This window comes from Cupriavidus sp. a3, from assembly GCF_051015765.1.
In the GTDB taxonomy this organism is placed as follows: Bacteria; Pseudomonadota; Gammaproteobacteria; order Burkholderiales; family Burkholderiaceae; genus Cupriavidus; species Cupriavidus oxalaticus_A.
The window spans coordinates 1,690,608-1,710,337 of the sequence record NZ_CP170644.1 but is presented as its reverse complement, the minus strand read 5'-3'; the positions used below and the strand labels follow the sequence as shown (position 1 = coordinate 1,710,337).

At 69.2% G+C, this 19,730-nt stretch carries 19 protein-coding genes; 8 read left to right on the top strand and 11 right to left on the bottom strand.

What is annotated here, in order from left to right; all coding sequences use genetic code 11:
• Nucleotides 1-40: 40 nt before the first annotated feature.
• A complete protein-coding gene (locus tag ACAD63_RS29620) occupies nt 41-886 on the top strand; it encodes a transketolase (protein ID WP_135703744.1) in 846 nt (281 codons plus the stop codon).
• Complete coding sequence (locus ACAD63_RS29615) at nt 883-1,917, top strand: transketolase family protein (RefSeq protein WP_434034187.1); 1,035 nt, start codon at nt 883-885, stop codon at nt 1,915-1,917. The genes ACAD63_RS29620 and ACAD63_RS29615 overlap by 4 nt, the downstream gene beginning before the upstream one ends.
• A 52-nt stretch (nt 1,918-1,969) precedes the next feature.
• Here the strand turns inward: ACAD63_RS29615 and ACAD63_RS29610 are convergent, their stop codons facing one another.
• Nucleotides 1,970-2,620 carry a LysE/ArgO family amino acid transporter gene (locus ACAD63_RS29610; RefSeq protein WP_135703746.1) on the bottom strand — a complete coding sequence of 217 codons (651 nt, stop codon included), beginning with the start codon at nt 2,618-2,620 and terminating at the stop codon, nt 1,970-1,972.
• 74 nt (nt 2,621-2,694) lie between these two features.
• On the opposite strand from ACAD63_RS29610, the gene ACAD63_RS29605 reads away from it, so the two are divergent.
• Nucleotides 2,695-3,591: a LysR family transcriptional regulator ArgP gene (locus ACAD63_RS29605; RefSeq protein WP_434034186.1), complete on the top strand. Its 897-nt coding sequence runs from the start codon at nt 2,695-2,697 to the stop codon at nt 3,589-3,591.
• Nucleotides 3,592-3,626: 35 nt separating this feature from the next.
• Here the strand turns inward: ACAD63_RS29605 and ACAD63_RS29600 are convergent, their stop codons facing one another.
• On the bottom strand, nt 3,627-4,538 hold the full coding sequence (locus ACAD63_RS29600) for a LysR family transcriptional regulator (protein WP_133095284.1): 912 nt from the start codon (nt 4,536-4,538) through the stop codon (nt 3,627-3,629).
• Between the two features lie 129 nt (nt 4,539-4,667).
• Here ACAD63_RS29600 and ACAD63_RS29595 point away from each other — a divergent pair, with 129 nt between their 5' ends.
• Nucleotides 4,668-5,672 carry a Bug family tripartite tricarboxylate transporter substrate binding protein gene (locus tag ACAD63_RS29595; RefSeq protein WP_135703748.1) on the top strand — a complete coding sequence of 335 codons (1,005 nt, stop codon included), beginning with the start codon at nt 4,668-4,670 and terminating at the stop codon, nt 5,670-5,672.
• Between the two features lie 8 nt (nt 5,673-5,680).
• Entirely contained in the window at nt 5,681-6,910 is a 1,230-nt protein-coding gene (locus tag ACAD63_RS29590) for a M20 aminoacylase family protein (RefSeq protein WP_135703749.1), read from the top strand.
• Here ACAD63_RS29590 and ACAD63_RS29585 read toward each other — a convergent pair.
• From ACAD63_RS29585 to ACAD63_RS29575, 3 genes are read right to left on the bottom strand one after another with little or no spacing between them, the layout of a single operon-like run.
• Nucleotides 6,907-7,809 carry a LysR substrate-binding domain-containing protein gene (locus ACAD63_RS29585; RefSeq protein WP_434034185.1) on the bottom strand — a complete coding sequence of 301 codons (903 nt, stop codon included), beginning with the start codon at nt 7,807-7,809 and terminating at the stop codon, nt 6,907-6,909. The two genes, ACAD63_RS29590 and ACAD63_RS29585, sit on opposite strands and share 4 nt — an antisense overlap.
• 56 nt (nt 7,810-7,865) lie before the next feature.
• Nucleotides 7,866-9,098, bottom strand: a complete 1,233-nt coding sequence (locus ACAD63_RS29580; RefSeq protein WP_135703750.1) for a metal-dependent hydrolase family protein — start codon at nt 9,096-9,098, stop codon at nt 7,866-7,868.
• Between the two features lie 2 nt (nt 9,099-9,100).
• Nucleotides 9,101-10,402, bottom strand: coding sequence for an MFS transporter (locus ACAD63_RS29575; protein ID WP_195431504.1), 1,302 nt, complete (start codon nt 10,400-10,402; stop codon nt 9,101-9,103).
• A gap of 270 nt (nt 10,403-10,672) precedes the next feature.
• On the opposite strand from ACAD63_RS29575, the gene ACAD63_RS29570 reads away from it, so the two are divergent.
• Entirely contained in the window at nt 10,673-10,918 is a 246-nt protein-coding gene (locus ACAD63_RS29570) for a hypothetical protein (RefSeq protein WP_205751606.1), read from the top strand.
• Between the two features lie 9 nt (nt 10,919-10,927).
• Here the strand turns inward: ACAD63_RS29570 and ACAD63_RS29565 are convergent, their stop codons facing one another.
• The 4 genes from ACAD63_RS29565 to ACAD63_RS29550 are packed head-to-tail and all read right to left on the bottom strand — an operon-like array spanning nt 10,928 to nt 14,933.
• The gene (locus tag ACAD63_RS29565) at nt 10,928-12,010 is read right to left on the bottom strand and encodes a vWA domain-containing protein (protein WP_135703752.1); all 1,083 of its coding nucleotides are present in this window, start codon (nt 12,008-12,010) and stop codon (nt 10,928-10,930) included.
• Nucleotides 12,007-13,005 (bottom strand): DUF58 domain-containing protein, encoded by a 999-nt coding sequence (locus ACAD63_RS29560; protein WP_133095277.1) that lies wholly within the window; start codon nt 13,003-13,005, stop codon nt 12,007-12,009. Before ACAD63_RS29560 ends, ACAD63_RS29565 begins: the two co-directional genes overlap by 4 nt.
• A complete protein-coding gene (locus ACAD63_RS29555) occupies nt 12,983-13,996 on the bottom strand; it encodes an AAA family ATPase (protein WP_133095276.1) in 1,014 nt (337 codons plus the stop codon). Before ACAD63_RS29555 ends, ACAD63_RS29560 begins: the two co-directional genes overlap by 23 nt.
• A gap of 13 nt (nt 13,997-14,009) precedes the next feature.
• Complete coding sequence (locus ACAD63_RS29550) at nt 14,010-14,933, bottom strand: S1C family serine protease (RefSeq protein WP_133095275.1); 924 nt, start codon at nt 14,931-14,933, stop codon at nt 14,010-14,012.
• 74 nt (nt 14,934-15,007) lie between these two features.
• Between ACAD63_RS29550 and ACAD63_RS29545 the strand changes: the two genes are divergently transcribed.
• Together ACAD63_RS29545 and ACAD63_RS29540 are read left to right on the top strand one after the other, a co-directional pair.
• Nucleotides 15,008-16,069 carry a VWA domain-containing protein gene (locus ACAD63_RS29545; RefSeq protein ID WP_133095274.1) on the top strand — a complete coding sequence of 354 codons (1,062 nt, stop codon included), beginning with the start codon at nt 15,008-15,010 and terminating at the stop codon, nt 16,067-16,069.
• A 182-nt stretch (nt 16,070-16,251) separates the two neighbouring features.
• Complete coding sequence (locus ACAD63_RS29540; protein WP_133095273.1) at nt 16,252-17,553, top strand: UDP-N-acetylglucosamine 1-carboxyvinyltransferase; 1,302 nt, start codon at nt 16,252-16,254, stop codon at nt 17,551-17,553.
• A 56-nt stretch (nt 17,554-17,609) separates the two neighbouring features.
• Here ACAD63_RS29540 and ACAD63_RS29535 read toward each other — a convergent pair whose 3' ends face one another.
• Both ACAD63_RS29535 and ACAD63_RS29530 read right to left on the bottom strand, forming a co-directional pair.
• Nucleotides 17,610-18,461 carry a MipA/OmpV family protein gene (locus ACAD63_RS29535; RefSeq protein WP_133095272.1) on the bottom strand — a complete coding sequence of 284 codons (852 nt, stop codon included), beginning with the start codon at nt 18,459-18,461 and terminating at the stop codon, nt 17,610-17,612.
• A 584-nt stretch (nt 18,462-19,045) separates the two neighbouring features.
• Nucleotides 19,046-19,498 carry a cupin domain-containing protein gene (locus ACAD63_RS29530; protein ID WP_133095271.1) on the bottom strand — a complete coding sequence of 151 codons (453 nt, stop codon included), beginning with the start codon at nt 19,496-19,498 and terminating at the stop codon, nt 19,046-19,048.
• Nucleotides 19,499-19,730 lie beyond the last annotated feature (232 nt).

Genomic DNA, 19,730 nt, shown 5'->3' with positions numbered 1-19,730 from the left:
AATTTCTGAAACTCTGATCGAACCGATTGCTGGAGACACCATGCAACAAGCAACCACCGACAAGGCAGTGTCCTTGCGGGAACGCGCCTACCGCATCCGCCGCAACGCCTTGCTGATGGGCGAAGTCCAGGGCCAGGGCTATATCGGCCAGGCGCTCGATATCGCCGACGTGCTCGCCGTGGCCTACTTCGACGCCATGCGCTACCGCCCCGAAGATCCCGAATGGGAAGGGCGCGACCGCTTCCTGCTGTCCAACGGCCACTACGCCATCGCGCTGTACGCGGCGCTGCTTGAGGCCGGCATCCTGCCCGCCGAAGAGCTGGAGACCTATGGCAGCGACGACAGCCGCCTGCCGATGTCAGGCATGGCCAGCTACACGCCCGGCATGGAAATGTCCGGCGGCTCGCTGGGGCAGGGCCTGACCATCGCCGTGGGCCGCTGCCTCGGCCTCAGGCGCAAGGGCTCCGGCAACTTCATCTACACGCTGTTCTCCGACGGCGAGCTGGACGAGGGCGCGATCTGGGAGGGCATCCTGTCCGCCGCGCACTGGAAGCTGGATAACCTGATCGCGATCGTCGACGTCAACAACCAGCAGGCCGACGGCCCGTCCACGCAGGTCATGGCGTTCGAGCCGCTGGTGCCGAAGCTGGAAGCATTCGGCTGGTTCACGCAGCGCGTCGACGGCAACGACATCGACGCCGTGGCTGCCGCCTTCCGTGCGGCGCGCGAACATAGCGGCGCGCAGCCGCGCATGATCATCTGCGATACGCGCATGGGGTGCGGCGTGCCGTTCCTCGAGCAGCGCGAGAAGAACCACTTTATCCGCGTGGATGCCCACGAATGGCAACTCGCACTGCAGGCCCTGGAAGCCGGGAGACAAGCATGAGCAATACCATCGCCACCGCCAGCACCAACACCAACACCAACACCAACACCAAGCCTAAGCTGAAGACCTCGGCCATGATCGCCTCCATCGCCGGCGAAGGACAGGCCACCCGATCCGCGCCATTCGGCCACGCGCTGGTGGAACTGGGGCGCCAGAAGCAGGACGTGATCGGCATGACCGCCGACCTGGGCAAGTACACCGACCTGCATATCTTTGCGCAGGCGTTCCCCGAGCGCTACTACCAGATGGGCATGGCCGAACAGTTGCTGATGGGTGCCGCCGCCGGCTTCGCGCATGAAGGGGCACAGCCCTTCGTCACCACCTACGCGGTATTCGCCACGCGCCGCGCCTACGACTTCATGCACCAGACCATCGCCGAGGACAACCTCGACGTGAAGATCGTCTGTGCGCTGCCCGGGCTGACCACCGGCTACGGCCCCAGCCACCAGGCCGCCGAGGACCTGGCGCTGATGCGCGCCATGCCCAACATGACCGTGATCGACCCGTGCGACGCGATCGACATCGAGCAGATGGTGCCGGCCATTGCCGCGCACAACGGCCCGGTGTACGCGCGCCTGCTGCGCGGCAACGTGCCGGTGGTGCTGGACGAGTACGACTACAAGTTCGAGCTCGGCAAGGCAAAGCTGCTGCGCGATGGCGCCGAGGTGCTGGTGATCTCGTCGGGCATCATGACCATGCGAGCGCTGGAGGTGGCCAAGGCGCTGGAGAAGGACCGCATCGGCGTGGCGGTGCTGCACGTGCCGACCATCAAGCCGCTCGATACCGAAACCATCGTGCGCGAAGCGAAGCGGCAAGGGCGCCTGGTGGTGGTGGCCGAGAACCACACGGTGATCGGCGGCCTGGGCGAGGCGGTCGCGGCCACGCTGATGCAGGCGGGCACCATGGTGCCGTTCCGGCAGGTCGGGTTGCCCGACGCATTCCTCGATGCCGGCGCACTGCCCACGCTGCACGACCGCTATGGCATCTCGGCGGGCGTGATGGCGCAATCGATCCGCGACTGGATCGCCTGACGGCCGTCTTTCGCATCCCCCATGGTCATTTCCGCTGCCGCGGGAATGACCTTCAGACTCCAGCAACGGCGTGATGCAGCAACAGTGCCGACAGCACGAACATCGTCACGCCGATCAACCCGTCCAGCACGCGCCAGGCCAACGGCCGGGCGAACCACGGCGCCAGCCAGCGCGCCCCGAATCCCAGCAGCCCGAACCAGAACAGGCTGGCCGAACTCGCGCCCGCCACGAACCAGCCGCGCAGCGCCGCCGGCTGCTGCGCGCCGATGCTGCCGACCAGCAGCACCGTGTCGAGATAGACATGGGGATTGAGCAGCGTGAACGCAGCCGCCTGCGCCAGCGCGGCGCCGCGGCTGAGGCCCTCCTGTCCTGCCCCCGCCCGCAGCTGGTGCGACTGGCGCGCGCGCTGCAGGGCTCGCCAACCGTATAGCGCCAGGAACGCGGCGCCGGCCAGCGCCAGCGCGCGCGCCAGGCCGGGGTTCTCGCCCAGCGCCCGGGCCATGCCCATGACCCCCGCTGCGATCAGCAGGGCATCCGCGACGGCGCAGAACAGCACCACGCTGCCGACATGCTCGCGGCGCAGGCCCTGGCGCAGCACGAAGGCGTTCTGGGCGCCGATCGCGACGATCAGGCCCAGGCTGAGGGCCATACCCTGGAGCCAGACAGACAAGGAGAGGGAGGAAGTGGCGAGCGGCGTCATCATGGGGGCAGCTTGCCTGGCCGCGCAGATGAAGACAAACTATCTTTCCTTTATCTGGTTTAGGAAAACTTAAGGCGATGCTGGACTATTCGGCCCTCTCCGCACTGGCCGCCGTGATACGCGAAGGCAGCTTCGAGCGTGCCGCGCGCGCGCTTCATGTCACGCCGTCGGCCATTTCCCAGCGCGTCCGGCTGCTGGAGGAGCGGCTGGGTTGCGCGCTGGTGGTGCGCGACCAGCCTTGCCGCGCGACGGAGACGGGCCGCAGGCTGTGCCAGCACGTCGACCGCGTGCGGCTGCTCGAGCAGGATCTGCAGGGGGCGCTGCCGGCGCTGGCGCCGGAGGGCATCGCACGCGTCGCGCTGCCGATCGCGGTGAATGCCGACAGCCTTGCGACCTGGGCCGCGCCGGCCATTGCGGCCTTCGCCGCGGCCAGCCCCGTACTGATGGAAGTCGCCGTGGACGACCAGGATCACACCACCGAGTGGCTGCGCAGCGGCGCCGTGCTGGCCGCCGTGACCGCGACGGCGCGCCCGGCGGCAGGCTGCAACAGCCAGCCGCTGGGGGCCATGCGCTACCTGGCGGCAGCCAGCCCGGCCTTCGTGCGGCAGCATTTTGCCGGCGGCGTGGGAGCCGGCACGCTGGCGAAGGCCCCCAGCCTGCTGTTCAACACCAAGGATGAACTGCAGGTGCGCTGGGCGCGGCGGCTGTGCCATCGGCATGTTGATGTGCCCAGGCACATGCTGCCTTCCTCGCAGGCCTTCGTGACTGCGGCGCTGGCCGGCATGGGCTGGGGGCTGCATCCGCAGTCGCTGATCGCGCAGCATCTCGGCGACGGCTCGCTGGTCGAGCTGGTGCCGGGCACGCCGCTGGATGTGCCGTTGCACTGGCAATACGCGCGCGCCGCGTCCGGCCTGCTCGACGGCCTGAGCCGCGAGGTGCTGGCGGCCGGCCGCGCCGCGTTGCTGGCGCCCTGACTTGGCAGCGGTAAGCCACCGGCGGCGTGCCGGGGTCAGTCGTGCAGGTGCTCGTCCACGAAACGCCGGAACAGCGCCATGCTCGGCGCCTCGGTCCGGCCCGCCAGCGTGAAGAAAGCGTAGCGGGGGCCGTCGTCGACCGCGGGCGTGGTCGCCAGTTCGCACAGCTTCCCCTCGGCGATTTCCGTCCGCACGGCCGCGACGATGCTGAACAGGATCGCGTCCGAGACCAGCACGGCCTCGACCAGGCTGCGCACGTTCTCGCAGCGCAGGCTCAGGCAATGCTCGGGATCGGCGCGCGGGCCGAAGCGCTTGACCAGCCCGCGCGCGACTTCCGGGCTCAGCGGTGCCGACGCCAGCGGATAGCGCATGACATCGTCGAAGGTCACGGCCTCGCCGGCGGCGGCCTGCAGCAGCAGCGGATGGCCCGCGCGGCAGATGAAGCGGCCCTGCAGCTGCGCCAGCAATTCGTGGCGCAGGTCGGTGGCCGGCGCCACGCTGGTGACCTCCACGATGACCGCGTCCAGCGTGCGCTGGCGCAGCTGGATCATCAGCGCGTCGGAAGTGCCGAGCGACACCGCCACCTGTATGCCGGGGTGGTGCATGGCCATGTGGCGCAGGAACGGCGTCATCAGCACCGCGCCGGGGCCAGCGCCCAGCCCGACGCGGATGGCGCCGAGGTGATGGCGGTGGAACAGTTCGACGCTGCGGTGCAGCTCGGCTTCCTCGAACAGCATGCGCCGGGCCCGCTCGGCGATCAGTTCGCCCAGCGGGGTCAGCACATTGCGCCGGCCATGGCGGTCAATGAGCTTGCCGCCAAGCTCGTCCTCCAGCGCCTGGATGCTGCGGCTCAGCGCCGACTGGGTCAGGTGCAGCCGTTGCGCGGCGCGGCTGAACGATTCCACGTCCGCGACCATGAGCAGGTGCCGCAGGTGTTTGAGGTGCATCGATGCCTTGTGGATGAGTTTTATGAATAAATTTTAGACGAGTAATGCATTGGACACATAGCGGGCTGGCCGATACGATCCGTCGCACAACACCCACACGAAGCGACGCAAGGCGCCGAGGAGACTGCCATGACCCGAATCCGATTCCAGAACATTGCCCGCCGGCTGCTGCGCGGCGCGGTGGCCGGCCTGCTGTGCGTGGGCCTGGCGCCGGCCCACGCCTACCCCGACCGGCCCGTCACGCTGCTGGTGCCGTTCCCGGCGGGAGGGCTGTCGGACGTGGTCGCCCGCAACCTCAATGCGCCGCTGGGGCGGCAGTTCGGCCAGCCGGTCATCGTCGAGAACCTGGGCGGCGCCGGCGGCGCGATCGCCGCGCAGAAGGTCCTGCATGCGCCGGCCGACGGGCACCTGTTGCTGCAGGCCGGCCCCGGCGAACTGATCACGACGCCGCTGGCGAACGCGGCAATCAAGTACAAGAGCGAGGACTTCCGGCTGGTCCACATGGTCGGCGCGGTCGACCTGGCCATCCTGGCGCGCAAGGACCTGCCGGTGAAGGATGTCGATGAGCTCGCGGCCCATGCCGCGCAGGCAGCACGGGCGGGCAAGCCGCTGACGTATGCCAGCGTCGGCATCGGGTCGCTCTACCACCTGCTCGGGGCGCACCTGTCGCAGACCATCGGCGCGCCGATGACGCACGTGCCTTACAAGGGTGGCGCGCCCGTGATCCAGGACCTGGTGGGCGGCATCGTCGATATCTTTATCTCGCCGTTCGGCAAGCCCGACATCGAGCGCATGCGCACCGGCCAGGTCAGGATGCTGGCGGTGCTGTCGCCGACGCGGCTCGACGCGGTCAGGTCCGTGCCGAGCGTCAATGAAAGCAAGGCGCTGCGCGGCTTCAACTACTCGACCTGGGCCGGTGTCTTCGTGAAGAAGGACACCGCCGAGCCGGTCGTGCAGGCCCTGCACAAGGCGCTGGCGCAGACGCTGGCCGACCCGGCGGTGCGTGCCAGCCTGGATGCCGCGAACCTGCCCGCATCCCGTCCGGCATCGCTGGCGGAAAGCCAGAAGGCGTACCAGCAGAGCATCGACCAGTACCGCGGCATCGCGCGTGCCATCGGCCTGCAGCCGCAATGAAGGACGCCATGCATCCCCTCCTGGAAACGCTGCAAGACAGTGCGGAAGCCTTCGTCGCCATCCGCCGCGATATCCATCGCCATCCGGAACTCGGCTTCGAGGAACACCGCACCAGCGACATCGTGGCCAGCCTGCTCGCCGAATGGGGCTACGAGGTGGAACGCGGGCTCGGCACTACCGGCGTCGTTGGCCGGCTGCGGCGGGGCAGCGGCAGGCGCAGTCTCGGCATCCGCGCCGACATGGACGCGCTGCCGCTGGCCGAAGCCACCGGGCTGCCCTATGCCAGCTGCCATCCCGGCGTGATGCACGCCTGCGGACACGACGGGCATACCGCCATGCTGCTCTGCGCCGCCAGACATCTGGCGCGGCACGGCAGTTTCAGCGGCACGCTGAACCTGATCTTCCAGCCGGCGGAGGAAGGGCTGGGCGGGGCAAAGCGGATGATGGAAGCGGGGTTGTTCGACAAGTACCCGTGCGATGCCGTCTTCGCCATGCACAATGTCCCCGGCACGGCGCCGGGCCGGTTGCTGCTGCGCCAGGGCGCCGCGCAGGCCTCGGCCGACAGCGTGACCATCACGCTCGCCGGCATCGGCGGCCATGCGGCGTTCCCGCACAACGCGGCCGATCCGGTCGTGGCCGGCGCTTCGATCGTGATGGCGTTGCAGACCATCGTGGCGCGCAATGTCGACCCGCTGCAAACGGCGGTGGTCACGGTGGGCGCGTTCCAGGCCGGCACCGTCTCCAACATCATTCCCGCGCAGGCCGTGCTCCGCCTGAGCGTGCGCGCGCTGGACCGCCGCGTGCGCGACCAGCTCGAGCAGCGCATCCGCGCACTGGTCTCCGCGCAGGCGCAAAGCTATGGCGTGACGGCGCGGATCGACTACGCGCGCGGCTACCCGGTGCTGGTCAACACGCCGGCGGAAACGGCGCTTGCCGGCCAGGTTGCGCTGGAGCTGCTGGGGCCCGGCCACGTCGACTGCCAGGCGCCGCCGATCGCGGCGAGCGAGGACTTCGCCTTCATGCTGGATGAGGTGCCCGGCTGCTACCTGTGGATCGGCAACGGCGAGGGGGCCGAGGGGGGCTGCATGGTGCACAACCCCGGCTACGACTTCAACGACGGCAATATACCGGTTGGCGCGGCGTATTGGGCGCTGCTATGCGAGCGCTTCCTGGTGGACCAGCCGTGGCCGGAGCACGTGGAGCACATGGAGAACGCGGCGAACGCGGCGAACGCCTAGGCCGGCCTGCCGCTCTGCTGCACCAGCCATTGCCGGAAGGTGCGCGCGACCGAGGTCTCCACCCGGTCGCGGTGCCATAGCGCGTAGTAGCCGCCGCCGAGCGTGGCGGTGGCCTCGCACGCGCGTACCAGCCGGCCGTCCTTCAGGCAGCCGTCGATCATGTGGCGCCAGCCCAGCACGATGCCGTGGCCTTCGATCGCCAGCTGCACCAGGATCGGGTAGGCGTTCGACACCACCGTATTCTGCACGCGCGCCTTGCCCAGCCCGTTCTGCGCCAGCCACGCCGGCCACGACATCCACTGGCGCTGCGCGTCTTCCAGCACCAGCAGCGTCTCGGCCGGCAGGTCGGCCACGGCCAGCCGCCGGCCGCGCAGGTAGCCGGGCGCGCATACCGGTATCACTTCCTCGTCGTAGAGCCGCTGCGCGGCCAGCCCTTGCGGCGGGCCTTCGCGCAGGTAGTACAGCGCCACGTCGAAACTGGTGTCGACCAGCGACGCCAGCCCGTCGCTGACGAACAACCGCACCTGCACGTCCGGATGCTCGGCGCGGAACTGCGCCAGCCGCGGCGCAACCCACAGCGTGGACACGCCCGACGACGCCGCCACCGTCAGCTCGGTGCTGCCCTTGCGCCGCATCACGCTTTCGGTGGCTTCGGCGCAGTCGACCAGCAGGCGCTGGATCTGCTCGGCGTATTGCTGGCCGCTGACGGTCAGGCTCAGCGCGCGCGGCCTGCGCTCGAACAGTTTCTTGCCGAGGAAGCGTTCCAGCTGCGCCACCTGCCGGCTGATCGCGCTCTGGGTCAGGTGCAGTTCCGCGGCCGCGCGGGTGAAGTTGCCGTGCCGCATGGCCGCCTCGAAGGCGACCAGGCAGGGAAGGGGAGGAAGCGGGGAGATGCGCATGGGGGCGGCCGGAGGTCGGGGAACCAGCCGCCCATCTTAAGGGAAAGCCGGAAGGCTCACCCCTGCCGCGCGTGGATGCGCCCGGCCTGCATGACCAGCGAGATATGCTCGCCCTGGCCGCACAGCAGGCCGATGTCCTGCAGCGGGTCGCCGTCGACCACCAGCAGGTCGGCCAGCGCGCCGGCCCTGACCGTGCCCAGCTCGTCCTCGCGCTGCAGCACCGCGGCGGCGATCGAGGTGGCCGAGCGGATGGTCTCGAGCGCGCCGAGCAGCTCGGCGCGGATGCGGAACTCGTCGGACTGGTAGTGGTGCATCTCGCCCAGCAGGTCGGAGCCGAAGGCCATCGGCACGCCAGCCTCGGCGTAGATCGCCAGCGAGTTGCGGCCGGCCTCGCGCACGGTCTCGATCTTGGCGACCGACTCCGGCGGCAGGCCCAGGCGCGCGCCGTCGCGGGCCAGCGCGTCGTAGGTGACCAGCGTCGGCACCACGAAGGCGCCGTGCTCGCGCATCACGCGCGCCGCCGCGGCATCGACCAGGTTGCCATGCTCGATGGTGCGCACGCCGCAGCGGATCGCCCGCGTGACGGCGCGGCCGGTGTAGGCGTGCGCCATCACGTAGGTCTGCGCGGCTTCGGCCTCGGCCACGATCGCGCGGATCTCGTCCTCGCTGTACTGGGTGTTGCCGATCGGGTCGGTCGGCGAAGCCACGCCGCCCGACGCCATGATCTTGATCTGCGTGGCGCCCTTCTGGATCTCTTCGCGTACGGCCAGGCGCACCGCGTCGACACCGTCGGCGACGCGCGCGATGGCGCCGGCACGGAAGGCGCACGAGCAGGGCTCGAGCACGTCGGCGCGCGGGCGGAAATCGCCATGCCCGCCGGTCTGCGACAGCGCCTTGCCGGACGGGAAGATACGCGGCCCGGGGATCAGCCCGGTGGCGACCGCCTGCGACAGGCCCCAGTCGGCGCCGCCGGCGTCGCGCACGGTGGTGAAGCCACGCTCCAGCATCGCCTTCATGACCGGCATGGCGCGGAAGGCCACCAGCACGTTGGGCTGCACCGCGTTCAGGCCCAGGTTGGCCAGCGACGCCAGCACGTGCACGTGGCAGTCGATCAGGCCGGGCATCACGGTCTTGCCGGCGACATCGATCTGCCGCGCATGCGGCGCCACGATGCCTTGCGCGGAGACTTCGACGATGCGCTCGCCTTCGATCAGCACATCGGCGCGCGGCAGCGCGGTGCCGCGGGCGGGATCCAGGACGTTGCCGCCCTTCAGCAGGATCTGGTTCATGGTCATTGCTTGCGGAGATAGGCCGGTTCGCGCACCAGCAGCGTGCCGGCGAAGCTGATGGCGGCGGCGATCATCACGTAGAACGCGGGCGCCATGGTGCTGCCCGTGGTGGCGATCAGCCAGGTGATGATGAAGGAGGCAAAGCCGCCGAAGATGGTGACCGCCAGGTTATAGGCGACCGACAGGCCGGTCGACAGCACCTTGGCCGGGAACAGTTCGGAGAAGGCCGCCAGGATCGGGCCGGTGTAGCCGGCGATCAGCACGCCGAAGACTAGCTGGAACACCAGCAGCGAGAACAGGCCCGGGACCTGGTTGATGTACACGTACATCGGCCAGGCCAGCACGAAGATCAGCGCGGCCGAGCCCGACAGCAGGATGCGGCGGCCGAAGCGGTCGGCCAGGCGGCCCACCAGCGGCGCGAACACCAGGATCGCCATGCCGCCGACCATGCCGGCCACGAAGCCGGACGACTGCGGCACCTTCAGCACCTTGACGGCGTAGGTCGGCATGTAGAACAGCAGCACGTAGGTGCACACCGTCCACAGGATCACCATCGAGAAGCTGGCGGCGGTCTGGCGCGGGTAGTCGCGCAGCACTTCCTTCAGCGGCGAATCGGTCTTGTCCTTGGTCTGCTGGAACGTGGGCGTCTCATCGAGGTGATGGCGGATGTAGTAGCCCACCGGGCCGATCAGCATGCCGATCAGGAAGGGCAGGCGCCAGCCCCAGCTGTTCAGCGCCTCGGGCGGCAGCGACGAGGTGACGAAGGTGCCGACCGCCGCGCCCAGCAGCACGGCCACGCCGATGCTGGCCTGGATCCAGCTGGAATAGTAGGCACGCTCGCGCTCGGGTGCGTACTCGGTCAGGAAGGCGGTGGCGCCGCCCATCTCGCCGCCGGCGGAGAAGCCCTGCAGCAGGCGCGCGAGCACGATCAGCATCGGCGCGAATGGGCCCACCTGATCGTAGGTCGGCGCGATGCCGATCAGTGTGGTGCCCACGGCCATCAGCAGGATGGTCAGCGACAGCGCCGCCTTGCGGCCGACGCGGTCGGCATAGATGCCGATGATGATGCCGCCCACCGGCCGCATGAAGAAGCCGACGCCGAAGGTGGCGACGGCCAGCAGCAGCGACGACAGTTCGTCGCCGGTGGGAAAGAACAGCCGGGCGATGATGACCGCGAAGAAGCTGTAGACGGTGAAATCGAACCATTCGAGACCGTTGCCGATCACGGTGGCAACGATGGCGCGGCGCCGCTGGCTGGCGCCGATCGGCGCGCTCACGCGGTCAAGGGTTGGGTTGGCTTGCATGTCACTCCACTCCAGGCGACAGATCGGGGGCTAGGGGCTACGGGGATGCCGGGGCGCATCGGTAGGCAAGCCGATGATAGGTGTCGGCCCGATGATAAAAAAAACGATATCTGCGCATGGAGGCATGCGCGCAGCGCATGGCGGGGCGGGCGAAGCGGGCGGGGGATCACGGCAAAGCCGCGCCGGGCCAAGGCTGGCGGGCAGCGGGGCGCAAAGCCTTGTGCCGCGCCGCCGGCAAGGGCAAGGCATCGGATATCAGGGTTTGCCCTGATGCCGGCAACAGGGCATGCGCTCCGCGCATGCCTCGGCCCGGGGCGCCGCATCAAACGCTGGCGCGATATCTGGAGCGCGGGGCACTCGGTGTCGGGTGTCGCGCAGGTGGAGTCGGTGGCAGAACTGGTGGCGCGCACGCGGCAGGAATTCGACGCGGCGCGCGCGGCGGCATGCCGGGCGCTGGCGCCGGAGGCTCCTGATTCAGCGCCTGACACAGCGCCCGGCGCGCAACGCCTGGCCTAAGCCGCGGCACTACATCACCCGGCCAAACCACCACAGCGACAGCAGCCCCGCCATCGCCGCCAGCAGCGCGCCCAGCGCGGTGAAGAACGCGGTGACCTCCACCTGGTCGCGCTTGTCGAAGGCCAGCTTGGCGTTGAGCGCGCTGTACACCTTCTTCAGCTGGGCCGTGTCTTCCAGCCGGAAGTACTCGGCGCCGGTTGCGTTGGCGACCTGCTTCAGGACCTTCTCGTCCAGCCTGACGCGGGACGACATGCCGTCGACCGACAGCACCACGCCCTCGGGGGTGCCGACGCCCACGGTATAGACGCGCACGCCGTAGTTGGCGGCCAGCTCCGCGGCCTGCAGCGCGCCCGGGCCGGCGTTGCTCTCGCCGTCGGAGAACACCACGATCGCGCCCGCGCCGTACGAGCCGGGCGAGACCGGCTCCGTGTCGCTGTCGGGGGACGAGGAGGCGCTGCCCGGGACCGCCGGCTTCTTCGGCTGCGGGCTGTCGTCGTTCATCAGGCGTTCGGCCTCGTTGGTGGCCTGCGGCAGCAGCTCAGTCAGCGCGATCAGCAGGCCATTGCCCAGCGCCGTGCCGCCCTGCGGCTTCAGGCGCTCGATGGCGGCAGCCACGTCGTCCTTGCTGCGGCTTGGGGCCTGCGCCACGGCCGCGGTGCCGGCCATCGCCACCACGCCGACGCTGACGCTCGCGGGCTGGTCTTCCAGCAAGACCCGGGCGGCCTGCTGCGCCGCGCGGATGCGGGTGGGCTTGATGTCCTTCGCGCGCATGCTTCCGGACAGGTCGATGACCAGGATCACGGTCTTGATGCGCGAGGGCAGCGTCAGCAGGGCCTGGGGCCGGGCGATGGCGACGATCAGCGCGGTCAGCGCCAGCAGCGTCAGGGCTGGTGCCACATGGCGGCGCCAGCCCGCGCCGCCGCGGACGGGCACGCCGACAGACTTCAGCGCGGGGTAGTGCACGGTCGCGCGCCGGCGGCGCGCATCCAGCCACAGGTAGCCGCCCGCCAGCACCAGCACGGTGGCGAGCCCCCACAGCATGCTCGGCCACAGGAAGCTGAAGACGGGCAGGCGGGTTATCGCTTCGGTCATGCCGCACCCCTGGCGGTTCCTTGCCGGTGGCGCCGCTGGCGCGTGAAACTCAGCAGCGCCAGGTCCAGCCGGGCGTAGGTCGACAGCGTCAGGCACTGCACGCCGGCCCGCGCGAAGGCATTGTGCAGCTCGGCCTCGCGCGCCTCGGCCGCGGCGGCGAAGCGCTTGCGGAAGGCCGGGTCATGCGTGTCGACGAAGATCTGCTCGGCGGTCTCGGCATCCTGCAGCACCACCAGGCCCAGGTCGGGCAGGGCCAGTTCGAGCGGATCGACCAGCCGCACCGCCACCACTTCATGGCGCCGCGCCAGCATGCCGAGCGACGCCTGCCAGCCGGTCGCGCTGATGAAGTCGGACACGACGAACACCACCGAGCGCCGCCTGGCAACCAGGCGTGCCTGCTCCAGCAGGTCGCGCAGTCGGGTCTCGCCAGGGCAGGCCGCCGGCGTGGCATGCATGCGGTCGAGCACGTGCAGCAGCTGGCGCCGGCCCGAGCGCGCGGGGATCACGGTCGCGGCCTTTTCGGTGGCGCCGCCATAGAGCACGGCGCCGACGCGGTTGCCGTAGCGCGTCAGCAGCAGCGCCATCACCGTGGTGAAGTCGGTGAGCAGGTCGCGCTTGCGCACCGCGCCCGAGCCGAACTCGACCGATCCGCTCAGGTCCAGCACGAACCACGCCGAGACGTCGCGGTCTTCCTGGAACTCGCGCACGTGCGGGGTCTGCAGCCGCGCGGTCACGTTCCAGTCGATATGGCGCACGTCGTCGCCGGGGCGGTATTCGCGCAGGTCGGCCAGGTCCAGCCCGAAGCCGCGGAACAGCGTGCGGTAGTCGCCCTGCAGCAGCCCGTCGAGGCGGCGCACCACGGTCCATTCGAGCCGTCGCAGCAGCGCCTCGGTCTGCTTGGACCCGACCGCGGCCACTGCCGCGTTGGCGGCAGCGGAGACCTGCGCCGCGGCCTCCGCCTCCCGGCGGCGCCTAGCGCTCAGCCGCCCGAACATGGGATTCCAGCGGCCGCTCGGGGACCGGCTGCGCCTGCAGGATGCGGCCGACCAGATGGTCGGCCGTGACGCCATCGGACATGGCCTCGTAAGACAGCGCCAGGCGGTGGCGCAGGACGTCGGGCACCAGGTCGGCAACGTCTTCCGGCAGCGCATAGTGCCGGCCGCGCAGGAAGGCCAGTGCGCGCGCACCCTCGATCAGGCCGATGGTGGCGCGCGGGCTGGCGCCGAAGGCAATATAGCGGTCCATGTCCTCCACGCCGTAGCTGCCGGGCTTGCGCGTGGCCGCCACCACGCGCACCGCGTACTGGATCAGCGCGGGATCGACATAGACCCTGCGGCACGCCTCCTGCAGCTCGGCCAGGTGCTCGGGCGTGGCGACCGCGCCCACGTTGATGCGCGGGCCGGTGACGCGGTTGACGATCACGACCTCTTCTTCCTCGCTCGGGTAGCCCACCAGCACCTTCATCATGAAGCGGTCGACCTGCGCCTCGGGCAGCGGATAGGTGCCCTCGGTCTCGATCGGGTTCTGCGTGGCCATCACCAGGAAGGGCGACGGCACGCGGTGGGTCTCGCCGGCGATGGTGACCTGCTTCTCCTGCATGACCTCGAGCAGCGCGCTCTGCACCTTGGCCGGCGCGCGGTTGATCTCGTCAGCCAGCAGCAGGTTGGCGAACACCGGGCCGCGCACGGTGGAGAACTCGCCGGTGCCCTGGTTATACATGCGCGTGCCGATCAGGTCGGCGGGCAGCAGGTCGGGCGTGAACTGGATGCGCTTGAACGTGCCGCTCATGGTCCGCGCCAGCGTGTTGACCGTCAGCGTCTTGGCCAGCCCCGGCACCCCTTCGACCAGCAGGTGCCCGCCGGCAAGCATCGCCACCAGCACACGTTCGAGAAAGTGGTCTTGGCCCACGACCACGCGCTTCACCTCGTACAGCAGGCGTTCCATCAAGTCTGCGCTGTCGGCAGCGTCCCTGGCTTGGTCGTTCATAGGCCCCCACGTTTCAGAAAGGAGAAGATCCGATGGCAACGCCGGCGCTCTCGATGGTGACGGCAAAGCCGATCCCGAGGAAAGTGCCGCTCTGGTTAGGGTTGAGGATGGCAGTGACGATGCCGACCACTTCCCCGTCCATGTTCACCAGCGGCCCGCCCGAGTTGCCCGGGTTGGCGGCCGCGTCGAACTGGATGAGCTTGTCCAGGCTCTGCTTGCGGTCGGGCGAGACGAAATGGCGGTCGAGCCCGGAGACCACGCCGGCCGACACCGACGGGCCGATGCCGAACGGGAAGCCGACCGCCACGACTTCGCTGCCGGGCGCCAGATCACGGCTGGAGCCGAGTGTCGCCGCCGGCAGGTCGTCGGGAATGGATTTGGGCCGGAGCACGGCGAGGTCTTTCTCGGGGATGGCCTGCACCACGGTGGCTTCGGCCATGTGGCCGTCGTGGAACCTGACCTCCAGCCGCTTGGCATCGGCGACGACGTGGTAGCTGGTCAGCACCATGCCGGTTTCGGTCACGACCACGCCCGAGCCGATGTGGCGCGCTTCGCGCTTGCCGCCGGCCGGGTCCTTGCCGTCGGGCGGTTCGCGTTTGGCCAGCTCGTCCTGTGGCGCAGGTTGCGAGGCTGGTGACGACTTGCGGCGTGTGGCAGGGGGATCACGCTTCGCCTTCGGCACGGAGGCCGCTTCCACGGGATCCTCCGCCGGCGTATAGCTGCGGATCTCGACCACCGATTCGCGCACCGCCTCTGCTGCCCTGGCGGTGCGCGACGGCAGGCTTTTGGTCCGCAGCGTGTGCAGCACCGCGGCGTCGATATCTGCCTGCTTGAGCACGCGGGGTGGCGGCTGCGACCACCAGGCGATGGCCGCGCCCGCCGCGATGACCACGACCACCGCCGCCGAGGCCAGCCCGTAGATCGTCACCCGTTTCATCGCTGCCCCCGAGGTCCCGTCCCGCCTTAAAAAATACAGTACCATCCTCTTAACCACGCGCCAAGGAGCAGGGCATGCAGTTTCTCTGGCCGCAGATGCTCTGGTTGCTGCTGGCGCTCCCGGTGCTGGCAGCTGCCTACCTGTACCTGCTCGCGCGGCGCAAGAAATCCGCCCTGCTGTATGCCAGCCTTGCGCTGCCCCGCGCCGCGCTGGGCCGGCGCCAACGGCTGCGGCGTCACATCCCCCCAATGCTGTTCCTGGTCGCGCTGGGCGCGGCGCTGCTGGCGTGCGCGCGGCCCACCGCGACCGTCACCCTGCCGTCCGACACGATCACGCTGGTGCTGGCCATGGACATCTCGCGCAGCATGGAGGCCACCGATGTGCCGCCCACGCGCATCGCCGCGGCGCAGCAGGCCGCGCGTGACCTGGTCGTGGGACTTCCGGCCAGCGTGCGGCTCGGCATCGTGTCCTTTGCCGCCACCGCGACCGTGGTGCTGCCGCCGACCAGCAATCGCCAGGATATGCTCGACGCGCTCGATCGGGTCCAGCTGCAACGCGGCACCGCCACCGGCAGCGGGCTGATCCAGGCGCTGGCGGTGCTGTTTCCCGATGACGGCATCGACCTGGAGGCGATACTCTTCAGCGACAGCGCAACCCCGTTCGGCCGCCCGCCGTCGCTCGACGAGGCCGCCGCCGCGGAGGCCGCGCGCAAGCGCGGGCAGGAACGCCAGCCGATGCAGCCCGGCGCATACCGGCATGGCGCGGTGATCCTGCTCAGCGACGGCCGCCGCACCACCGGGCCGGACCCGATCGATGCCGCGCGCATGGCGGCCGAGCGCGGCGTGCGCGTCTATACCGTGGGCTTCGGCTCGCCCCAGGGCGGCGGCGTGCCGGAGTCGAGCCTGGCGTACTTCATGCAGCTCGACGAACCGGCGCTGCGCGCGGTGGCGACGCTGACTGGCGGCGAGTACTTCCAGGCAGGATCGGCCGCCGACCTGACCAGGGTCTATCGCCAGCTCAGCGCCCGTTTCGCGCTGGAGCGCCGGGAAACCGAGCTGAGTGCGCTGTTGTCGGCGGCAGCGGTGCTGCTGCTGGTGCTGGCATCCGGGCTGTCGCTGCTGTGGTTCCGGCGCTGACCGGCGCCGGCAGGCGCAGGCCGCGTCACGCGGTGACGGGCGTACCGGTCACTTCATAGCCTGCGGAATCAGCGGCGCTTCTCTGCACGAGCCGGTGTGGTGCGCTGGGGCAGTACAATGCCGGACGCTTGTTTTACCGGATCTGCCGGATCTGCCTTTCCCGCCACCCGACCGCATCGCCCATGTCCAATCTCATCGTCCACGGTGGCACGCCCCTGCGCGGCCGCATCATCCCTTCGGCCAACAAGAATGCAGTGCTGCCGGTGCTTTGCGCCACGCTGCTGACCGACCAGCCGCTGCGCCTGCACGGCGTGCCGGACATCACCGATGTCCGCAAGATCCTCGATATTTTCCGCATGCTGGGCAGCGATGTCCGTCTCGATGAAGCCACCGGTACGCTCGACCTGCACCACCGCGACACCACTTTCGACGCAGCCACGCACCGGCTCCCGGAAGAAATGCGCTCGTCTATCATGCTGGTGCCGCCGCTGCTGGCCCGCTTCGGCGTGGCGCGGCTGGAAGACAACGTCAAGGGCTGCACGCTGGGCGTGCGCGAGATCGACCCGCACGTCGACATCTTCCGCTCGTTCGGCGGCGCGGTGGAGCGCGCCAGCGGCTCGCTGCTGGTGCGCAGCGGCGAGCCGCTGAAGCCCACGCACCACTGGCTCGACTATGCCTCGGTGACCACCACCGAGAACTTCGTGCTGTGCGCGGCCGCTGCCGAAGGCGAATCGACGCTGACCAATGCCGCGTCCGAGCCGCACGTGCAGGAGTTCTGCCGCTTCATGCAGATGATTGGCGCCGACATCGACGGCATCGGCACCTCGCGGCTGACCGTGCGCGGCGGCGGCCGGCTGCGCGGGGGCGAGTTCACCTTCGAGGAAGATTTCCACGAGATCACCACTTTCCTCGCGCTGGGCGCGATCACCGGCGGCGACGTGGTGGTGCGCAACAGCACGCCGGGCAACTTCCCGCTGATCGACCGCACCTTCGCCAAGTTCGGCGTGCAGGTAGTGCACGAGGACGGCTGGTCGCGCGCGCTGCTGCAGGGACCGCTGAAGGTGCAGACGCCTTTTACCAGCAATGTGCTGACCAAGGTCGAGGCCGCGCCGTGGCCGTATTTCCCGGTCGACCTGCTGCCGATCTTTATCGCGCTGGGCGTGCGTGCGCAGGGCAATGCGATGTTCTGGAACAAGATCTACGACGGCGCGCTCGGCTGGACCGGCGAGCTGTCGAAGTTCGGCGCGCATGTGTTCCAGTCGGACCCGCACCGGCTGATCACCTTCGGCGGCAATCCGCTGACGCCGGCGGTGGTGGAAAGCCCGTACATCATCCGCGTCGCGATCGCGCTGTTCATGGTCGCGGCCAGCATCGAAGGCCGCTCGGAAATCCGCAACGCCACGCCGATCCGGCGCGCGCATCCGCGCTTTGTCGAGAACCTGCGCAGCCTCGGCGTCCATGTCGAGTGGACCAGCGAGGAATGATCGTCGTGCGCGCGCGCTTTTACCTGCCGTGCTTTTACCCACCGCGCTATTACCCGCTATTCCCGGCTGGGAACCCGCGTCGTAGATTCGCCGAAGATCCAGGTCAGTGCCACGCCGGCCGCGAACGCGTCCTTGCGCCGGACCAGCGGGCTGTCCTCGAAGGTGGCGCCGTCCAGCCGGTCATAGCGCATGAAGGCACCCAGCCAGACATGGCGGAAGCGGCGCGACAGCGTCGCCATCGCCATGCTGCCGGCGTAGCCGCCATGGGCCGCGTAGGCCGGCCGCGTAGCGGTCGCGAACTGCGCCTCGACGGCATAGAAGTACTGGTTGTAGCGTGCGGTGGCGAACAGCGGCCCGGCCGTGACGCCCAGGTTCCAGCCCGCGAAGCCGCCCAGGTCGGCGATGTCGAGATGCAGGTTTGGCGAGAAGATCCAGCCGATTGAGCGGGGCGAGGATTCCACTGTCAGGGCCAGCCGCACCGGCAGCCGCAGGTCGAGGCGGGTGCGGTCCGAGTCGGAATGCCATAGCGTCAGGTTCAGCGAGGGGCCGATTTCCACCGCTGTCTTCAGGTCGGGCATGCCGCGGCGCGCTTCGTCGTCGCCGCTTTCCACCGGCAGCGAAAGTCCCAGGCTGACGTTGAGTTCGACGCGGTCGCTGTCGAACAGCTTGCCGCGCACGCCATTGCGGTCGGCGCGCAGGTGCTCGCCACGGTAGATGAAATAGGGCACGGGAAACAGCAGGCTGGCGCGTTGGTCCGAGCCACGGTAGTGCGGCACGGTGATGCCGCCGAGGCCGAGCCCGACTTCCCAAAGCGGTCGTTCTACCTCATCGAGATCCTGTGCCGCGCAGGTCGTGCCAAATGCCGCGGCGGCGAGCGCCAGCGCGCCGCAACGCCTGCATCGCCGCATATCGTCCCGGGGAGATTGCACGCCGTGCAAAATTTACACGCCTGCCAGGCCGTGCGGCCCTTTTCAGCGCACCGGGTCGGGAGGCGTCACCACGCTGACGCCATGCACATGCACCATCTTCCCGCCCCGCCATCCTGGAATCGGGTGTTTGGCAATACTGGCAGGTGTGCGCACGGCAACTCTCCTCTGCGGGCCCGATGTGCCAGCGCAGGCGCAAGAGCCGTACCCACTCGCGCGGCGGCGTGAGGGCTTCATACCCTACACACTGTCAGTGGCATGAGCAAAATCACAAAGGGCCGCCCACCGGCGGCCCGTCACGAGCGGTCGTCTTTCCGGCCGTTCCAGCCGGGCGGATAGAGCGGATGACGCAACGCGGCATACACCAGAACCACGGTTGCCACGGCGGTGATCCAGTCGAGCAGGTCCATAACCCTCCTTGCGGCCCCCGGTGACTGGCATGCCCGGGGGAACGCTTCCACCATAGTCGAGCCATGGCTGCAGGGGAATGAAGGTGTACGCAGAACCATATGCAAGCGGCGATGGCCAGCCAAGGTCGGTGCAACGTGGCAGCGGGGCCAGCGGCATCAGTGCTCCGGTGGCGGCACGGTCACGCCACATTCCTGCGCCACGGCCAGCAGCTTGTCGAAATCCGGTGCGCCGGGCGCGATTTCCTCATCCAGCCGCGTGAACAGGCGCGAGGCGTTGCCGTTGTGGCTGGTGACCGAAACCATTTCGCCGCCCCCGGCGCCGAAACGGAAGTAGTGGACCGTGCCCGCCGGCACATGGACAAAGGTGCCGGCGACCGCCTGGAAGGCCTGCCCGCCATAGCCGATCTCGATCGTCCCGCGGGTCACGAAGAACGATTCGTCCCAGTCATGGCAATGCGGCGGTGGGCCGGTGCCTTCGTCGCCCTGCTGCAGGAAGACCTCGTAGCCCTGCGTGGCGGCGTTGGAGGCGAGCACGGTGATCTTCTCTCCAACTACGTTGAGCGCGCGCGCATAGGCGTCCGGCGTTACCACAAAGGGTTCTGGCTTCATGATGCGCGCCTCCGTTTGTCGGGACCTGGATCCGGGAATGGCAGCGGCGCCCCGCGCCGGGGTGCCGTGGTGTCAGCCTATTCTAGGCGCGGGAAACGGGCTGTCCTAGTGGATCTCCATGCGCATCGGTGCCGGCCTGGGTCGGCATGCACTGGCGGCGGCCATGCCAGCCAACTACGCTTTGTTGCAGGCGCCGCCGAGGCGCCGCAGTCCCCATCCAGCAGGAGATACC

Coding starts and splice junctions, on each gene's coding strand:
- ACAD63_RS29560 (WP_133095277.1), bottom strand. CDS start 13,005: ATGTTCGGGCGGCTGAGCGCTAGGCGCCGCCGGGAGGCGGAGGCCGCG.
- ACAD63_RS29545 (WP_133095274.1), top strand. CDS start 15,008: ATGCAGTTTCTCTGGCCGCAGATGCTCTGGTTGCTGCTGGCGCTCCCG.
- ACAD63_RS29530 (WP_133095271.1), bottom strand. CDS start 19,498: ATGAAGCCAGAACCCTTTGTGGTAACGCCGGACGCCTATGCGCGCGCG.
- ACAD63_RS29565 (WP_135703752.1), bottom strand. CDS start 12,010: ATGACCGAAGCGATAACCCGCCTGCCCGTCTTCAGCTTCCTGTGGCCG.
- ACAD63_RS29555 (WP_133095276.1), bottom strand. CDS start 13,996: ATGAACGACCAAGCCAGGGACGCTGCCGACAGCGCAGACTTGATGGAA.
- ACAD63_RS29610 (WP_135703746.1), bottom strand. CDS start 2,620: ATGATGACGCCGCTCGCCACTTCCTCCCTCTCCTTGTCTGTCTGGCTC.
- ACAD63_RS29540 (WP_133095273.1), top strand. CDS start 16,252: ATGTCCAATCTCATCGTCCACGGTGGCACGCCCCTGCGCGGCCGCATC.
- ACAD63_RS29575 (WP_195431504.1), bottom strand. CDS start 10,402: ATGCAAGCCAACCCAACCCTTGACCGCGTGAGCGCGCCGATCGGCGCC.
- ACAD63_RS29590 (WP_135703749.1), top strand. CDS start 5,681: ATGCATCCCCTCCTGGAAACGCTGCAAGACAGTGCGGAAGCCTTCGTC.
- ACAD63_RS29550 (WP_133095275.1), bottom strand. CDS start 14,933: ATGAAACGGGTGACGATCTACGGGCTGGCCTCGGCGGCGGTGGTCGTG.
- ACAD63_RS29570 (WP_205751606.1), top strand. CDS start 10,673: ATGCCGGCAACAGGGCATGCGCTCCGCGCATGCCTCGGCCCGGGGCGC.
- ACAD63_RS29620 (WP_135703744.1), top strand. CDS start 41: ATGCAACAAGCAACCACCGACAAGGCAGTGTCCTTGCGGGAACGCGCC.
- ACAD63_RS29585 (WP_434034185.1), bottom strand. CDS start 7,809: ATGCGCATCTCCCCGCTTCCTCCCCTTCCCTGCCTGGTCGCCTTCGAG.
- ACAD63_RS29600 (WP_133095284.1), bottom strand. CDS start 4,538: ATGCACCTCAAACACCTGCGGCACCTGCTCATGGTCGCGGACGTGGAA.
- ACAD63_RS29535 (WP_133095272.1), bottom strand. CDS start 18,461: ATGCGGCGATGCAGGCGTTGCGGCGCGCTGGCGCTCGCCGCCGCGGCA.
- ACAD63_RS29615 (WP_434034187.1), top strand. CDS start 883: ATGAGCAATACCATCGCCACCGCCAGCACCAACACCAACACCAACACC.
- ACAD63_RS29595 (WP_135703748.1), top strand. CDS start 4,668: ATGACCCGAATCCGATTCCAGAACATTGCCCGCCGGCTGCTGCGCGGC.
- ACAD63_RS29580 (WP_135703750.1), bottom strand. CDS start 9,098: ATGAACCAGATCCTGCTGAAGGGCGGCAACGTCCTGGATCCCGCCCGC.
- ACAD63_RS29605 (WP_434034186.1), top strand. CDS start 2,695: ATGCTGGACTATTCGGCCCTCTCCGCACTGGCCGCCGTGATACGCGAA.